The following is a 16,584-nucleotide window of genomic DNA, read 5'->3' as shown; positions in this document are numbered from 1 at the left end:
ACCTGATTAACCCAGGCTGATCTGCACGTCTACACCGGCAGCCAGGTCCAGACGCATCAGAGCATCAACGGTTTTTTCAGTTGGCTCAACGATGTCAACCAGACGCTTGTGAGTACGAATCTCGTACTGATCACGCGCGTCTTTGTTAACGTGCGGGGAGATCAGAACGGTGAAACGCTCTTTGCGGGTCGGCAGCGGGATCGGACCACGAACCTGCGCACCAGTGCGCTTGGCAGTCTCGACGATTTCCGCGGTTGATTGATCGATCAGACGATGATCAAACGCTTTCAAACGGATACGGATTCTTTGGTTCTGCATGAGACCAGAGCTCCAATTATTTTATAGACGAAATAGTTACTCCTCAAACCCATTACGATTGATGGGAGAGTGTAACCGTTCTTACAGAGTTCCCCAATTGGGAACATTGTCAGATAGTCAAATCGACTATCAGTGGTCCTGATTGAACCAGCCGTCAATTAAGACAAGCCCGCGCATTATACGTAAATCTCAGCCTGACGCAAGTGCCGTGTAGAAATTAATCACTCTTACGCAGATGCGAGTGCTGTTCCACTCTGATTGTATTCACTTTCACGCGGCGAAAATTCTCTGGAAAGACGTCAGCAAAATGGATATTCGGGCATTGTGCAGCTAGCGCGACTTGCCTGAGAGTTACATCTTTCTCGCACCGGATTGAGACATGAATACTGAACTTCCCTTTTTGCTGATTTATATCTCTCTATCCGGACTGCTTGGGGTTCAGGATTTGCGTACTGGGCTATTGCCCGACAAATTCACCTGCCCTCTTCTCTGGAGTGGTCTTCTTTTTCATCAATGTTGCAACCCCACACAGTTGTCCGATGCACTTTGGGGTGCCATTGCAGGGTATGGTGTATTTTCTCTCTTCTATTGGGGATACCGCCTGGCATGGCACCAGGAAGGATTAGGCTATGGGGACGTAAAATTTCTCGCCGCACTTGGCGCGTGGCATCGATGGGACTCATTACCTCTGTTGATCTTACTTGCCGCCGGACTGGCTTGCTGCATAACAGGCGTAGCATTTATGACGCATGGAAAAAAGAAATTAAAAAACCCGCTGCCTTTTGGGCCATATCTGGCGGCTGCGGGTTTTGTTGTTGGCTGGCTAAATCTGATACAGGGAGGTTAGTCGCTGACCTTAATTTGCGATTGCAGATAGTTTTGCAATCCAAGTTTTCCAATCAGATCCAACTCCGTTTCGAGCCAATCGATATGCCCTTCTTCTTCAGTCAGGATCTCAATCATCATGTCCCGACTAACATAGTCATGAACGCTATCGGCATAAGCAATGGCTTCGCGTAAATCTTTCGCACCATCAAGCTCGAGTCGAAGATCGGATTGCAGCATCTCTTCAACATCTTCACCAATCCCCAACTTACCTAGATCTTGTAAGTTTGGAAGACCTTCTAAGAATAAAATACGCTCAATATATTTATCCGCGTGTTTCATCTCATCTATTGATTCATGGTACTCAACATCATTGAGGCGAGTCAGTCCCCAGTTTTTAAACATACGGGCATGGAGAAAATACTGGTTGATTGCGACAAGCTCATTTCCCAATAGTTTATTGAGATAATTTATGATTTTAACATCACCTTTCATTTTATAGTCCCTCCGCTTCCACTCTTAGAGCGTAGATGGGGCTACAGGGATGTCAAAAAAAAGAGTGTGACTTAGGCGATCTCTTTAAATTCTGGCATTTGAGTTAATTCATCCTGCATGACTTCACGCGCAGCACGAATGCACTTACCACATTGATTTCCAACAGGAATAAACTTACGTAATTGCTGAAAGGACTGAGGATGAAACTGGCGAACAGCCTGGCGAATTTTTTTATCACTTATCGCATTACACAAACAAACGTACATGATCGCTCCCGTTCAATTTCTGCGCAAAGTGTAAATGAGAATAGTTATGATTACAATAGCACAACGCTATTTACGCGATGGAAGAATGAACAAAAAATGCGAACAAATATGACAACGGTTAAATCACAGGTAGCAAAAAGGGCGCCTAAGCGCCCTTTTTAAGCTCAAAGCTAATTAAGCAATAATTAGCTCATTACTTTAGCAACAACGCCCGCGCCAACGGTACGGCCGCCTTCACGGATTGCGAAACGCAGACCGTCATCCATCGCGATCGGGTGGATCAGGGTAACAACCATTTTGATGTTGTCGCCCGGCATTACCATCTCTACGCCTTCCGGCAGTTCAATGGTACCTGTCACGTCAGTAGTACGGAAGTAGAACTGCGGACGGTAGCCTTTGAAGAACGGAGTATGACGGCCGCCTTCGTCTTTGGACAGAATGTACACTTCAGATTCGAACTTGGTGTGCGGCTTGATAGAGCCCGGCTTAGCCAGTACCTGACCACGTTCGATTTCTTCACGTTTGATACCACGCAGCAGAACACCAACGTTCTCACCAGCACGGCCTTCGTCCAGCAGTTTGCGGAACATTTCAACGCCAGTACAGGTAGACTTGGCAGTCTCTTTGATACCAACGATTTCAACTTCTTCACCAACTTTGATGATACCGCGCTCTACACGACCGGTAACAACGGTACCACGACCGGAGATGGAGAATACGTCTTCGATTGGCAGCAGGAACGGCTTATCGATAGCACGTTCTGGTTCCGGGATGTAAGAATCCAGGAAGCCAGCCAGTTCGATGATTTTCGCTTCCCACTCTGCTTCGCCTTCCAGCGCTTTCAGAGCAGAACCACGAACGATCGGCGTGTCATCGCCCGGGAAATCGTACTGAGACAGAAGTTCACGAACTTCCATTTCTACCAGTTCCAGCAGCTCTTCGTCATCAACCATGTCGCATTTGTTCAGGAACACGATGATGTACGGAACGCCTACCTGACGACCCAGCAGGATGTGCTCACGAGTCTGCGGCATCGGGCCGTCAGTCGCAGCAACAACCAGGATCGCGCCGTCCATCTGCGCAGCACCGGTGATCATGTTTTTAACATAGTCGGCGTGGCCCGGGCAGTCTACGTGCGCGTAGTGGCGAGTCGGGGTGTCATATTCAACGTGAGAAGTGTTGATGGTGATACCACGAGCTTTTTCTTCCGGAGCGTTATCGATCTGGTCGAAAGCACGAGCAGCACCGCCGTAGGTTTTAGCCAGTACGGTGGTGATTGCAGCGGTCAGGGTAGTTTTACCGTGGTCAACGTGGCCGATGGTGCCGACGTTAACGTGCGGTTTTGTACGTTCAAATTTTTCTTTAGACACGGCTATATTCCTTACTATAGTGCTCTCCCCTGTGGAGAGAGCACGGGACTTAGGTTTTAATCCTGTGGCTTATTTACCACGGGCTTCAATAACGGCCTGAGCAACGTTGTTCGGCGCATCGTCGTACTTCAGGAACTCCATGGAGTAAGAAGCACGGCCTTTGGTCAGAGAACGCAGTTGGGTTGCATATCCGAACATTTCAGACAGCGGAACTTCAGCGTGGATAACAACGCCAGTGACGTTGGATTCCTGACCACGAAGCATACCACGACGGCGGCTCAAGTCACCGATAACGTCACCAGTGTTCTCTTCCGGAGTCTCTACTTCAACCTTCATGATAGGTTCAAGCAGAACTGGTTTCGCTTTCTTAAAGCCATCTTTGAAGGCGATAGAAGCGGCCAGTTTAAACGCCAGCTCAGAGGAGTCAACGTCATGGTAAGAACCGAAGTGCAGACGCACGCCCAGATCAACAACCGGGTAACCAGCCAGCGGGCCAGATTTCAGCTGTTCCTGGATGCCTTTATCAACGGCCGGGATGTATTCGCCAGGAATTACACCACCTTTGATGTCGTTGATGAACTCGTAGCCTTTCGGGTTTGAACCCGGCTCCAGCGGGTACATGTCGATAACAACATGACCGTACTGACCGCGACCACCAGACTGCTTAGCGTGTTTACCTTCGATATCGGTAACTTTCGCACGAATCGCTTCGCGGTAAGCAACCTGAGGTTTACCGACGTTCGCTTCAACGTTGAATTCACGCTTCATACGGTCAACGATGATGTCGAGGTGCAGCTCACCCATACCGGCGATAATGGTCTGGTTAGATTCTTCGTCAGTCCATACACGGAAAGACGGGTCTTCTTTAGCCAGACGGCCCAGAGCCAGACCCATTTTTTCCTGGTCAGCTTTGGTTTTCGGTTCAACTGCGATGGAGATTACCGGTTCAGGGAATTCCATACGTTCCAGAATGATCGGGTGATCCGGGTCACACAGAGTGTCACCAGTGGTCACGTCTTTCAGACCGATTGCAGCCGCGATATCGCCCGCGCGAACTTCTTTGATCTCTTCACGTTTGTTGGCGTGCATCTGAACGATACGGCCAAAACGCTCACGTGCAGTTTTGACGGAGTTCAGGATGGTGTCACCGGAGTTAACCACACCAGAGTACACACGGAAGAAGGTCAGGTTACCCACGAACGGGTCGGTAGCGATTTTGAATGCCAGAGCAGCGAACGGCTCGTCATCGCTAGCATGACGCTCAGCAGGAGTATCTTTACCGTCGTCCAGAATACCGTTGATCGCAGGTACGTCGACTGGGGATGGCAGGTAATCAATTACCGCATCCAGCATCGCCTGAACACCTTTGTTCTTGAACGCAGAACCACAGGTTACCAGGATGATTTCATTGTTCAGAACACGCTGACGCAGAGCTTTTTTGATCTCTTCTTCAGTCAGTTCTTCACCACCCAGGTATTTCTCCATCAGCTCTTCTGAAGCTTCCGCAGCGGACTCGATCAGGTTCTGGTGCCATTCTTCAGCCAGTTCCTGCATGTCAGCCGGGATATCTTCATAAGTGAAGGTTACGCCTGCATCTTCTTCGTTCCAGTTGATGGCTTTCATTTTCACCAGGTCAACAACACCGGTGAACGCTTCTTCAGCGCCAATTGCCAGCTGCAGCGGAACAGGGTTCGCGCCCAGACGGGTTTTGATCTGACCAACAACTTTCAGGAAGTTCGCACCCATACGGTCCATTTTGTTAACGAACGCAATGCGCGGAACTTTATATTTGTTTGCCTGACGCCATACGGTTTCAGACTGAGGCTGAACACCACCAACTGCGCAGTAAACCATTACTGCACCATCAAGCACACGCATGGAACGTTCTACTTCGATTGTGAAGTCAACGTGCCCCGGGGTGTCGATGATGTTTACGCGATGCGGTTCGTACTGCTTAGCCATACCAGACCAGAATGCAGTAGTCGCTGCGGAGGTGATAGTAATACCACGCTCCTGCTCCTGCTCCATCCAGTCCATGGTGGCTGCGCCGTCATGAACTTCACCGATTTTATGGTTTACACCGGTGTAGAACAGAATACGTTCGGTAGTAGTGGTTTTACCGGCGTCGATGTGCGCACTGATACCGATGTTACGGTAGCGCGCGATGGGTGTTGTACGAGCCATTTGATTCCTCGTTTATCTTTTAGGCGTTCAATTTAAGTAGCCCAAAGCGGGCTGCTTACTAGAAGCGCCCGCCTGGTGACTAAAACTCCGAAGGGATTACCAACGGTAGTGTGCGAACGCCTTGTTGGCTTCTGCCATACGGTGAACGTCTTCACGTTTCTTAACTGCAGTACCTTTGTTTTCTGCAGCATCAGAAAGTTCGTTCGCCAGGCGCAGAGCCATGGATTTATCACCGCGTTTACGAGCAGCTTCAACGATCCAACGCATTGCCAGGGCATTACGACGGACCGGACGGACTTCAACTGGTACCTGATAAGTAGAACCACCAACGCGGCGAGACTTAACTTCGACAGTCGGGCGCACGTTTTCGAGAGCTACTTCGAAAGCTTCCAGTTCGTTTTTACCAGAACGCTGAGCCAGGGTCTCCAGCGCGCTGTATACGATAGTTTCGGCAGTAGATTTTTTACCATCTACCATCAGGATATTTACAAATTTAGCCAGCAGTTCTGATCCGAACTTCGGATCCGGCAGAATTTTACGCTGACCAATGACGCGACGACGTGGCATGGAAATACTCCGTTGTTAATTCAGGATTGTCCAAAACTCTAAGAGTTTAGTTTGACATTAATATAAAACGTTTGGCCTTACTTAACGGAGAACCATTAAGCCTTAGGACGTTTCACGCCATACTTGGAGCGTGATTGCTTACGGTCTTTAACGCCGGAGCAGTCAAGCGCACCACGAACGGTGTGGTAACGAACACCCGGGAGGTCTTTTACACGACCGCCACGGATCAGGATCACGGAGTGCTCCTGCAGGTTGTGACCTTCACCACCGATGTAGGAAGTCACTTCAAAACCGTTAGTCAGACGAACACGGCAAACTTTACGCAGTGCGGAGTTCGGTTTTTTAGGAGTGGTAGTATATACACGAGTACATACGCCACGTTTCTGCGGGCATGCTTCCAGCGCAGGCACGTTGCTTTTTGCAACTTTGCGTGCACGTGGTTTGCGTACCAGCTGGTTAACTGTTGCCATTAAATAGCTCCTGGTTTTAGCTTTTGCTTCGTAAACACGTAATAAAACGACCTCATACAATATGAGGACGCAGAATTTTAGGTCGGTGTCGAAAAGGTGTCAAGAAATATACAACGATCCCACAATTACCAGGTCATCTGGCTGAGATGCTTCACCGTAAGTCTGACGAAGTCAGTATAGCCAACCCTGACGACACTGTCTGAAATTTGACCACCCAACCCGCGAGCTTTAATGTCTTCTTCCAGTACATAGACCTTAATGGAGGCATTTTTCAGACTTTCAAGGAAACGACTGCCTTCTATTGCTGCAGTGACGCCATCCTGAAGCAGTAAAAGCTCGTCATCTTCAGCGATCAGACGCAGGAGGGAGGAGAAGTCGGTTAGCCACGCAGAGCGATGTAAAATATGCAGCATGAGAGCCTCAAAACCTCAAAATGACGTCATAGTTGCCAAGCTCACGCCGCAAATCTTCCGGTTCGAGCGCCGTCGCATCAACCACAAAATTCGCCCCCTCTGCCAGGCCTCGCTCACGCAATGAGGCCGCACAAAGCCAGCATTGTTCTATATCGTACAATCCTAACAGTTTGAAAGTAGCAATATAGTCTCGCGCCAGAACGACATCCGGCTGCTGACCCTGGAGGATTTGGAAAACGCCATCGCCGATGAAAAATACGCCGAGATCATCCGTTAAAGCCGATGTCGCCAGTAAGGCATCTAACCCTTCGCGGCCGGATGCGCTACCGTGCGGCACAGTAGAAAAAACAAAGGCAACTCGTTTCATTAAAACTGCACCACGCGATCGCACGTCAGGGATGCTTCAGCCAGCGATCCAAGACCGCTGAGAGTAAATCCTGATTGTAAATTAGCACCAGACAACCCTAGCCGTGTTGCCTCAGTCTCATCAACAACACCACGCCGCAAGGCTGCCGCAACGCAGATATTCAGCGCCACGCCATGCTGTTGGTAAAGCTTTTGCCAGGCTCGTACTAAATCAAATTCATCACTGGCGGGCGATGTCAGAACGTTCGCGTTATACACGCCCTCACGATAAAAGAAGACGCTACACAACTCGTGTCCTTCTTCGAGTAGCGCATGCGCAAATTGCAATGCGCTACTCGCTTGCTGTGTGCCGTAGGCGGGCCCGGTTACCATGATGGCAAAACGCATTACTTATCTTGCCCCTGGAAATCACCGCTTTTGAACTGGCGAATATAGAGGTAAACCGTGTGCTTAGAGATGTTCAGACGATCGGCGACCTGATTGATCGCATCTTTAATATCGAAGATCCCTTTCTCATACAGGTTCAGGACAATCTGACGATTTTTGGCATTGTTGGAGACATTACGATCGGCGTTCACTTCTTCAATGGTGAACTCCAGCGTCTGCGTCACCAGATCTTCGACTGAGGACGCGAAGTTCACAGCTGATCCCACTTCCGGGGTCTCTGGCGGGATAAAGGTATTCATTATCTGCGAGAAAGGAACATCAAGGTTCATGTTGATGCACAGCAGACCAATCACGCGATGCTCACGGTTGCGAATAGCAATCGTCACCGACTTCATCAAGACACCGCTTTTCGCGCGTGTGAAATAACACTTCGACACGCTGCTATCCGCACCCGTCATATCATGCAGCATACGCAACGCAAGGTCGGTAATCGGCGAGCCAATTTTACGGCCCGTGTGTTCACCGTTAGCGATGCGAATGGCCGAGCATTTCAAATCCTGCAAAGAGTGCAATACGATTTCACAATGGGAACCAATGAGCATCGCCAACCCGTCCACTACCGCTTCATAGGATTTAAGGATATCGAAGTCGGTTTGATCGAAAGGACGTTGATCCAGTAAATCTAGCTCACTGGTTTCGTTGGTTAAAAGCGACCTGGACATGGAAAAAAGCACTCCTTTTCAGGAGCCTGTCGTTATGTTGTCAGGGCAGGCTCATCACTATTATAGGGGCATCTAAAGTAATACAGCGCACAAGGCGCTTTCCAGTATTAATTATATCCTGTCGATAATAAAAAACCGCCGCCCTGTGGGCGGCGGTTTCTGTTAGCTTATTTTTTGCTGCTGTCTGCAGCTTTATCTGCCGGCGCAGCATCTGGCTGCGCGTCAGCTTTCGGTGCCGGTTTGATATCTAACAGTTCAACATCAAAGACCAGCGTAGAGTTGGCCGGAATGCCCGGAACGCCGGTTTTGCCGTAAGCCAGATCCGGTGGGATAACCAGCTGGATTTTGCCGCCTTTCTTGATGTTTTTCAGGCCCTCAGTCCAGCCCGGGATTACACCGTCAAGACGGAAAGAGAGCGGCTCACCACGGGTGTAAGAGTTATCAAACTCTTTACCATCGATCAGCGTGCCTTTGTAGTTCACGACCACCGTATCGCTGTCTTTCGGAGCGGCACCGGTACCTTCTTTCTCCACTTTGTAGACCAGGCCAGTGGCAGAGGTTTTAACGCCTTTCTCTTTAGCAAATTTCTCGCGGTATACTTTACCTTTGGCTTCGTTGTCAGCCGCGTCTTTTTCCATTTTTGCCTGAGCGGAGCTCTTCACGCGCGCTTCAAATGCCTGCAGAGTTTGTTCGATTTCCTGGTCAGACAGTTTGCTCTTATCTGCAAACGCATCCTGAACACCCGCGATCAACTGATCTTTATCCAGTTTGATGCCCAGTTTTTCCTGTTCTTTCAGGGAGTTTTCCATATAACGACCCAGGGACGCGCCCAGCGCGTAAGCGGCTTTTTGGTCGTCATTTTTGAATGCTGCTTTGCTGTCAGCGGTAGCGGCTGGTTTCGCAGCATCAGCAGCGAAGGTGATCGGGGCATGCAGTGCAACGGCCATTGTGGTCGCCAGCAGCGTTACTTTAAACAGTGATTTCATCCATCTCTCCAGGGCCGGGGCATCTCACCCCAGGGTTAACTAACATAAAAATGTACTATAAAGCGTTGCAGAACAAATCAACATACAGGCACGCCCTATTATCACCACTTTTCAGACTCTTTTTGTTTAAATTAGTTTCGTGACCGAAGATTGTGTGCTGTGCAAACAGGCAAAGTTAAGTAGAATTCGCCGCAGTCCGCGATCTGCCGGAGAAAAACAGAAGAGGTGAATCATGCAGGATACTACGATGGAAACTCGCCTGGCTGAGCTGGAGAGTCGCCTGGCGTTTCAGGAAATAACCATTGAAGAGCTGAACGTAACCGTGACCGCGCATGAACTGGAAATGGCCAAACTGCGCGACCATCTGCGTCTGCTGACAGAAAAGCTCAAAGCCACTCAGCCGTCTCATATCGCGTCACAGTCTGAAGAGACCCCGCCGCCACATTATTGAGACGTAAAAAAAGCGGGATATTCCCGCTTTTTTTGTGCCCGATGACGACGTAAACGCCTTATCCGACCTACCGTAGGCCTGATAAGCGCAGCGCCATCAGGCAAACATACGGCTTAGTGGCAACCGCAGCCGCCGCCGTTACCTTTACCGCCACCGCCGCAGCAGCCTTCGCCGCCGTGCTCGTGACCATGGTCGTGACCGTGACCACCGCAGCAACCGTCATGACCGTGGTCATGATCGTGGTCGTGGCCGTGCGCACCGTGAACGTGGCCATGAGCCAGTTCTTCTTCGGTCGCTTCACGGATCGCGACAACTTCGACGTTGAATTTCAGATTCTGGCCAGCCAGCATGTGGTTACCGTCAACCACAACGTGGTCGTCTTCCACTTCGGTAATTTCTACCGGTACCGGCCCCTGGTCAGTTTCAGCCAGGAAACGCATGCCAACCTGCAGTTCGTCAACGCCCATGAAGACGTCTTTAGGAACGCGCTGCACCAGATTTTCATCATACTGACCGTAAGCGTCGTTTGCGCCTACAGCAACATCGAATTTATCGCCAACTTCATGACCGTCCAGCGCTGTTTCCAGGCCAGAGATCAGGGAACCGTGACCATGCAGGTAGTCCAGCGGTGCACTCACCGGAGACTCATCAACCAACACACCGTCTTCTGTACGTACCTGATAGGCCAGGCTGACCACCAGGTCCTTTGCTACTTTCATGATATCTCCTGAGCGTGGAAAGAATAGTGGCGCAGATTGTAGCGGAATTCTGCACCTGTGTACCCTCTAGCTTAAAAAAAGCTGCGGCATATCGCTAGTCCGGATGAAAAATCCCGATCACTTGCTCTTCTTTGCGAACGTGCTCGCGCGCCTCTTTATCGGCCTCACGCATCTGATGACCGCACTTAACACACTCAACAATATCGATATTATTTTCACGCCACATCGCCAGCGAATCCTGCGCCTGGCAGGACGGACATTTTGCACCTGCAATAAAACGTTTACGAATTGCCATGGTTATCCTCTACTCAAATTCATCCCAGCCATCCAACTGGCGCCGTTCATTCTGCATCTCCCGCTGAAAAATCTCCTCCAGCTCACGGCGGGCCTCTCTGGCTCGAGAGATTTGCACCGTATCGGTGTGCATCGGGATCAATTCCCGTAGCATGTGCATATCGAGTCGACGAAAATGCAACTGGGCACGCTGCGCCTGATGCGGATGCATCCCCAACGACACCAGCGCTTTGCGCCCCAGTTCCAGTGCGCTCGAGAAGGTTTCACGGGAAAACTGCGTGACACCGGCCTGTAATAGCTCATGCGCCTCTACACGTCCGCGCGCACGCGCAAGAATATGCAAATGCGGAAAATGTTGTTGGCACAATTCCACCAGCTTCATCGTGTCTTCAGGTTCATTGCAGGTGATCACAATAGACTGCGCCGCCTCTGCGCCAGCGGAACGTAAAAGCTCCACCTGCGTGGCGTCACCGTAATAGACTTTATAGCCATATTTACGCATCAGATTCACCGCACTGATATCCCGCTCCAGGACGGTAATACGCATTTTATTGGCCATCAACAGGCGTCCAATAACCTGACCGAACCGCCCGAAGCCCACCACAATCACCTGCGGTTTATCATCTTCCACCCAGGGTTTTTCATCTTCTTCTTCCGGACCGTTAAACTGGTGGGAGAGCCATTTATCAATCAGCTTCATCAGCAGTGGCGTGGTCATCATCGACAACGTGACAGTCACCAGCAAAAGTGCCATTTGATCGCCCTGAAACAACCGCTGGGAAGATGCTGTTGAAAACAGCACGAAGGCAAATTCTCCGCCCTGGCTTAGCACCCCCGCAAATTGCATCCGCTCCGAGCTTCTCATGCCGTTCAGCCGCGCCAGTACATACAGCACCAGCGTCTTCACAATGACCAGTACTATCACGCTCGCCACTACCCACAAAATATGGGTATAAAGCACGCCAAGGTTAAGTGACATCCCCACCGAGATGAAAAATAACCCGAGCAAAAGCCCTTTAAAGGGATCAATCGCCGTTTCCAGTTCATGTCGATATTCGCTTTCCGCCAGCAGCACGCCCGCAATAAACGTTCCCAGCGCCATCGACAGGCCCAGCGCATCCATGAATAACGCAGAGCCCAATACCAGTAGCAATGTGGCCGCGGTAAACACTTCCCGCACGCCGGACCCCGCAATAAAGCGAAATACAGGACGCAGCAGATAGCGTCCGCCAATCAACATGCCAGCAAAAGCCAACACTTTCATGCCCACTTTGATCCAGTCAAAATGTTCATCGGCTGATCCTGCTAACAGCGGAACCAGCGCCAACGCAGGGATCACCGCCAAATCCTGGAACAACAGCACCGAAAAGCCCAGTTGTCCGGATTCGCTGCGGTTCATCCCCTTTTCCCGCATCAACTGTAACGCCATTGCCGTCGATGACATCGCCAAACCAATCCCACCGACTACCGCCGCCTGCCAGGAAAAGTCAGTGAGCATCAATAACCCTGCCAGGACAAGCGCGCTAAGTAACACCTGCGCGGCACCGACACCAAAAATTGAACGCCGCAATTGCCATAGTTTGGCCGGGTTAAGTTCCAGCCCAATGATGAACATCAGGAAGACCACGCCCAGCTCGGAGAAATGTAGAATTTCATCCACGTCACTGATGAATCCAAGTCCCCATGGGCCAATCGCGATCCCCGCCAGCAAATAACCCAACACCGGTCCAATACCCAGCCGCGATGCCAACGGCACCGCAGCCACCGCCGCGAAAAGGAATAGCACTCCCGCAGTCAATAAATCAGAACCTTCCATCAGCGGCCTCCCACTGGAATCGGATTCGCCAGCCAGTCACCATACGCTTTCGCATGGCTGTCCAGCGCCTGCTTCGTTTGCCGTCTGGCCCAGTAAACGATGATGGGGCTCATCCAGTGCATCCGGCACATTCCTGCCGTCAGCTCAAAAGGACGTAGCACATCACTCATCGGATAGCGGTTCAGCGCGTCATACCGATACGCACTTTCCGGTTCACCAGTGGTGATCACACTCCGCCAATACTTTCCCGCCAGTTGGTTCCCCCCGGGGCCACTGGCAAACCCACGGCTCAGTACGCGGTCAAGCCACTCCTTTAGCAGGGCCGGGCAGCTATAGGTATAGAGCGGATGCTGAAAAACAATCACGTCATGCTCACGCAGCAGTTCCTGCTCGTGAGAAATATCGATAAAAAAATCGGGATAGTGCGCGTAAAGATCGTGCACGGTAACATTACTGAGCTGCATGGCCGGTTTAAGCAGAACCCGGTTCGCGACCGAGTCCTGAGATTCCGGATGGGCATACAGCAGCAACACTTTCGCTGGCTGGGACATCATCCCCCTCCCGGTTTTGTCTTTTGTCTATTTTCGGCGTTTTGGGCTACCATTGCGCCTCGGTGCGGCAAACGGCCCACACATTACATTATCATAATGATAAATTAACATAGTCTGAACATACGGCGCCTTATGATTGTTTTCTCATCGTTACAAATTCGTCGCGGCGTGCGCGTCTTGCTGGACAATGCCACGGCCACCATTAATCCAGGGCAGAAGGTTGGCCTGGTGGGTAAAAATGGCTGCGGTAAATCTACCCTGCTGGCATTGCTGAAAAATGAAATCAGCGCTGACGCCGGCGGATTTACGTTCCCGGGAAACTGGCAACTCGCATGGGTGAATCAGGAAACACCTGCGTTACCACAGCCTGCGCTGGAATACGTGATTGATGGCGACCGCGAATATCGCCAACTGGAAGCCCAGCTAAACGATGCCAACGAACGTAACGATGGGCACGCCATTGCCACCGTACACGGAAAGCTGGACGCCATAGACGCCTGGACCATTCGCTCACGCGCGGCCAGCCTGCTGCACGGTCTCGGTTTCTCTAACGAGCAGCTCGAACGCCCGGTCAGCGATTTCTCTGGTGGCTGGCGTATGCGTCTCAACCTGGCCCAGGCGCTGATTTGCCGTTCAGATTTGCTACTGCTTGATGAACCAACCAACCACCTCGATCTCGATGCGGTAATCTGGCTGGAAAGATGGTTGAAAAGCTATCAGGGCACGCTGATTTTGATTTCCCACGACCGGGATTTCCTCGACCCGGTGGTGGATAAAATTATCCATATCGAACAACAAACCATGTTCGAGTACACCGGCAACTACAGCGCGTTTGAAATCCAGCGTGCAACCCGCCTCGCGCAGCAACAGGCCATGTACGAAAGCCAGCAGGAGCGTGTGGCGCATCTGCAAAGCTATATCGATCGTTTCCGCGCTAAAGCAACGAAAGCAAAGCAGGCGCAGAGCCGTATCAAAATGCTGGAACGCATGGAGCTGATTGCCCCAGCGCACGTGGATAACCCGTTCCACTTTAGCTTCCGTGAGCCGGAAAGCCTGCCAAACCCGCTGTTGAAGATGGAAAAAGTCAGCGCTGGCTACGGCGATCGCGTCATTCTCGATTCGATCAAACTGAATCTGGTGCCGGGATCCCGCATCGGCCTGCTCGGTCGTAACGGTGCGGGTAAATCAACGTTGATCAAGCTGCTGGCTGGCGAACTGGCTCCCATCAGCGGCGAGATTGGTCTGGCGAAGGGCATCAAACTGGGTTACTTCGCACAGCACCAGCTAGAATTTTTGCGCGCTGATGAATCCCCCATTCAGCACCTGGCACGAATGGCGCCACAAGAGCTCGAACAGAAACTGCGTGATTACCTCGGTGGATTCGGCTTCCAGGGCGATAAAGTCAGCGAAGAAACCCGACGTTTCTCCGGCGGTGAAAAAGCGCGTCTGGTGCTGGCGTTGATCGTCTGGCAGCGCCCGAACCTGCTGCTGCTCGATGAACCGACCAACCACCTGGATTTGGATATGCGCCAGGCGCTGACCGAAGCGCTGATCGATTTCGAAGGCGCACTGGTCGTGGTCTCGCACGACCGTCACCTGATTCGCTCCACCACCGACGACCTCTATCTGGTACACGACAAGAAAGTCGAGCCGTTTGACGGCGATCTGGAGGATTATCAGCAGTGGCTGAGCGATGTGCAAAAACAGGAAAGCCAGGGCGACGAACCGGCGAAAGAGAGCGTTAACAGCGCCCAAGCGCGTAAAGACCAGAAGCGTCGCGAAGCTGAACTGCGCACCCTGACGCAACCGCTGCGTAAAGAGATCACTCGTCTGGAAAAAGAGATGGAGAAACTGCACGCACAGCTGGCGCAGGCGGAAGAGAAACTTGGCGACAGCGAACTGTACGATCAAAACCGCAAGGCCGAACTCACGGCGTGTTTGCAGCAACAGGCAAGCGCGAAGTCCGGGCTGGAAGAGTGTGAAATGGCCTGGCTGGACGCGCAGGAACAGCTTGAGCAGATGCTGGCCGAATAAGCACAAAATCACATATTGGCTAACCCGCACGCGCTGCGCGCGGTATAGTTATTCTTTCCGATTATTAATTGCTCTGGTGTTATGGTTGAAATCACGTCCACAGAAATGACCCCACCTATCGGCGATTCGCGAGATTTCCGCCCAATGCGCGGTATCAGTAACCGCCATCTGCAGACGATGCTGCCGCGTTTAATTCGCCGCAAGGTGAAGTTCAATGCCCACTGGCAGCGTCTGGAATTGCCTGACGGTGACTTTGTCGATCTGGCGTGGAGTGAAGATCCGCAACAGGCGAAACACAAGCCACGTCTGGTGGTTTTTCACGGTCTGGAAGGCAGTCTGAACAGCCCCTACGCCCACGGACTGATTGAGGCGGCGCAAAAGCGCGGCTGGCTGGGTGTGGTGATGCATTTCCGTGGCTGTAGCGGCGAACCCAATCGTCTGAACCGTATTTATCACTCCGGTGAAACAGAAGACGGCACCTGGTTTTTAAACTGGCTGGAGCGTGAGTTCGGTCGTGTACCCACCGCTGCAGTAGGTTATTCGCTCGGTGGAAACATGCTGGCCTGCCTGCTGGCAAAAGAAGGGAACACGATCCCCATTGATGCGGCAGTTATCGTCTCTGCACCGTTTGTGCTGGAAGCCTGTAGTTATCACATGGAGAAAGGTTTCTCCCGCGTCTACCAGCGCTACCTGCTCAATCTGCTGAAAGCCAACGCCTCACGGAAACTGGAAGCCTACCCGGGGTCGCTGCCGGTGAGCCTCGCGCAATTAAAATCCCTGCGCCGTATTCGCGATTTCGACGATTTGATCACAGCTAAAATCCACGGTTTTGCTGACGCTATAGATTACTATCGTCAGTGCAGCGCCATGCCACTGTTGAATCGGATCGCCAAACCGACGCTGATTATCCATGCCAAAGACGATCCGTTTATGGATAGTCATGTCATCCCGCAACCCGAGAATCTGCCCCCGCAGGTGGAGTATCAACTCACCGAGCACGGTGGACACGTCGGATTTATTGGCGGCACGTTACGTCGCCCTGAGATGTGGCTGGAATCCCGTATTCCCGACTGGCTGACAACATATCTGGAGGCATCATCATGATGATTCCCTGGCAAGACATCTCCCCGGACGCGCTGGACAACCTGATTGAAAGCTTTGTCTTGCGCGAAGGCACCGATTATGGTGAACATGAACGCTCGCTCGAACAAAAAGTCGCCGACGTCAGACGCCAGTTACAATCTGGCGAAGCCATCCTGGTATGGTCAGAACTGCATGAAACGGTCAACATTATGCCGCGGAAACAGTTTCGCGAATAATCGGTTGTCGACGGCTGACTATAATAAAAAA

20 protein-coding genes and 1 pseudogene are annotated in these 16,584 nt (G+C 51.5%); 5 read left to right on the top strand and 16 right to left on the bottom strand.

Translation table 11 applies throughout. The annotated features are described in order from the left end of the window. Positions 1-6 precede the first annotated feature (6 nt). Positions 7-318 (bottom strand): 30S ribosomal protein S10, encoded by a 312-nt coding sequence (gene rpsJ / locus I6L54_RS03275; protein ID WP_001181005.1) that lies wholly within the window; start codon positions 316-318, stop codon positions 7-9. A 379-nt stretch (positions 319-697) separates the two neighbouring features. Between rpsJ and I6L54_RS03270 the strand changes: the two genes are divergently transcribed. Continuing rightward, on the top strand, positions 698-1,165 hold the full coding sequence (locus I6L54_RS03270) for a prepilin peptidase (RefSeq protein ID WP_040232012.1): 468 nt from the start codon (positions 698-700) through the stop codon (positions 1,163-1,165). Here the strand turns inward: I6L54_RS03270 and bfr are convergent. The 11 genes from bfr to fkpA form a co-directional block, all read right to left on the bottom strand. Further along, complete coding sequence (bfr, locus tag I6L54_RS03265; RefSeq protein ID WP_040232010.1) at positions 1,162-1,638, bottom strand: bacterioferritin; 477 nt, start codon at positions 1,636-1,638, stop codon at positions 1,162-1,164. The genes I6L54_RS03270 and bfr overlap by 4 nt on opposite strands. Positions 1,639-1,709: 71 nt before the next feature. After that, positions 1,710-1,904 carry a bacterioferritin-associated ferredoxin gene (gene bfd, locus I6L54_RS03260; RefSeq protein WP_003031111.1) on the bottom strand — a complete coding sequence of 65 codons (195 nt, stop codon included), beginning with the start codon at positions 1,902-1,904 and terminating at the stop codon, positions 1,710-1,712. Positions 1,905-2,089: 185 nt separating this feature from the next. Beyond that, on the bottom strand, positions 2,090-3,274 hold the full coding sequence (gene tuf, locus I6L54_RS03255) for an elongation factor Tu (RefSeq protein WP_003031109.1): 1,185 nt from the start codon (positions 3,272-3,274) through the stop codon (positions 2,090-2,092). 69 nt (positions 3,275-3,343) lie between these two features. Then, the gene (gene fusA, locus I6L54_RS03250) at positions 3,344-5,458 is read right to left on the bottom strand and encodes an elongation factor G (protein WP_003023659.1); all 2,115 of its coding nucleotides are present in this window, start codon (positions 5,456-5,458) and stop codon (positions 3,344-3,346) included. A 96-nt stretch (positions 5,459-5,554) separates the two neighbouring features. Further along, positions 5,555-6,025, bottom strand: a complete 471-nt coding sequence (rpsG, locus tag I6L54_RS03245; protein WP_003023657.1) for a 30S ribosomal protein S7 — start codon at positions 6,023-6,025, stop codon at positions 5,555-5,557. Between the two features lie 95 nt (positions 6,026-6,120). Then, positions 6,121-6,495 carry a 30S ribosomal protein S12 gene (rpsL, locus tag I6L54_RS03240; protein WP_003023654.1) on the bottom strand — a complete coding sequence of 125 codons (375 nt, stop codon included), beginning with the start codon at positions 6,493-6,495 and terminating at the stop codon, positions 6,121-6,123. 125 nt (positions 6,496-6,620) lie between these two features. Next, a complete protein-coding gene (gene tusB / locus I6L54_RS03235; RefSeq protein ID WP_005121679.1) occupies positions 6,621-6,908 on the bottom strand; it encodes a sulfurtransferase complex subunit TusB in 288 nt (95 codons plus the stop codon). Positions 6,909-6,915: 7 nt separating this feature from the next. Beyond that, the gene (tusC, locus tag I6L54_RS03230) at positions 6,916-7,275 is read right to left on the bottom strand and encodes a sulfurtransferase complex subunit TusC (RefSeq protein ID WP_005121678.1); all 360 of its coding nucleotides are present in this window, start codon (positions 7,273-7,275) and stop codon (positions 6,916-6,918) included. Then, positions 7,275-7,661: a sulfurtransferase complex subunit TusD gene (gene tusD, locus I6L54_RS03225; protein WP_040231768.1), complete on the bottom strand. Its 387-nt coding sequence runs from the start codon at positions 7,659-7,661 to the stop codon at positions 7,275-7,277. Before tusD ends, tusC begins: the two co-directional genes overlap by 1 nt. Beyond that, entirely contained in the window at positions 7,661-8,383 is a 723-nt protein-coding gene (locus I6L54_RS03220) for a helix-turn-helix transcriptional regulator (RefSeq protein ID WP_003023643.1), read from the bottom strand. Before I6L54_RS03220 ends, tusD begins: the two co-directional genes overlap by 1 nt. Before the next feature lie 167 nt (positions 8,384-8,550). Next, the gene (gene fkpA / locus I6L54_RS03215) at positions 8,551-9,369 is read right to left on the bottom strand and encodes an FKBP-type peptidyl-prolyl cis-trans isomerase (RefSeq protein WP_003023641.1); all 819 of its coding nucleotides are present in this window, start codon (positions 9,367-9,369) and stop codon (positions 8,551-8,553) included. Between the two features lie 232 nt (positions 9,370-9,601). Between fkpA and I6L54_RS03210 the strand changes: the two genes are divergently transcribed. Further along, a complete protein-coding gene (locus I6L54_RS03210; protein WP_003023639.1) occupies positions 9,602-9,820 on the top strand; it encodes a protein SlyX in 219 nt (72 codons plus the stop codon). A 113-nt stretch (positions 9,821-9,933) separates the two neighbouring features. Here the strand turns inward: I6L54_RS03210 and slyD are convergent, their stop codons facing one another. The 4 genes from slyD to kefG form a co-directional block, all read right to left on the bottom strand. Then, positions 9,934-10,539 (bottom strand): peptidylprolyl isomerase, encoded by a 606-nt coding sequence (gene slyD / locus I6L54_RS03205; protein ID WP_003023634.1) that lies wholly within the window; start codon positions 10,537-10,539, stop codon positions 9,934-9,936. Positions 10,540-10,633: 94 nt separating this feature from the next. Further along, entirely contained in the window at positions 10,634-10,834 is a 201-nt protein-coding gene (locus I6L54_RS03200; protein ID WP_005121675.1) for a YheV family putative zinc ribbon protein, read from the bottom strand. A gap of 9 nt (positions 10,835-10,843) precedes the next feature. Further along, positions 10,844-12,649, bottom strand: a complete 1,806-nt coding sequence (gene kefB, locus I6L54_RS03195; protein ID WP_040231766.1) for a glutathione-regulated potassium-efflux system protein KefB — start codon at positions 12,647-12,649, stop codon at positions 10,844-10,846. Next, positions 12,649-13,200, bottom strand: coding sequence for a glutathione-regulated potassium-efflux system ancillary protein KefG (gene kefG, locus I6L54_RS03190; protein ID WP_005121673.1), 552 nt, complete (start codon positions 13,198-13,200; stop codon positions 12,649-12,651). The genes kefB and kefG overlap by 1 nt, the downstream gene beginning before the upstream one ends. A 132-nt stretch (positions 13,201-13,332) precedes the next feature. Between kefG and I6L54_RS03185 the strand changes: the two genes are divergently transcribed. From I6L54_RS03185 to I6L54_RS03175, 3 genes and pseudogenes are all read left to right on the top strand, one after another. Continuing rightward, positions 13,333-15,234, top strand: coding sequence for an ABC transporter ATP-binding protein (locus I6L54_RS03185; protein WP_005121672.1), 1,902 nt, complete (start codon positions 13,333-13,335; stop codon positions 15,232-15,234). A gap of 44 nt (positions 15,235-15,278) precedes the next feature. Further along, positions 15,279-16,338, top strand: a pseudogene (locus I6L54_RS03180) (hydrolase). Then, positions 16,335-16,553 (top strand): YheU family protein, encoded by a 219-nt coding sequence (locus tag I6L54_RS03175; protein WP_040231763.1) that lies wholly within the window; start codon positions 16,335-16,337, stop codon positions 16,551-16,553. The pseudogene I6L54_RS03180 and the gene I6L54_RS03175 overlap by 4 nt, the downstream one beginning before the upstream one ends. Positions 16,554-16,584 lie beyond the last annotated feature (31 nt).

The sequence above is a fragment of the Citrobacter pasteurii genome (genome assembly GCF_019047765.1).
Taxonomy (GTDB): Bacteria; Pseudomonadota; Gammaproteobacteria; order Enterobacterales; family Enterobacteriaceae; genus Citrobacter; species Citrobacter pasteurii.
This window is presented reverse-complemented; position numbering and strand designations above follow the sequence as displayed.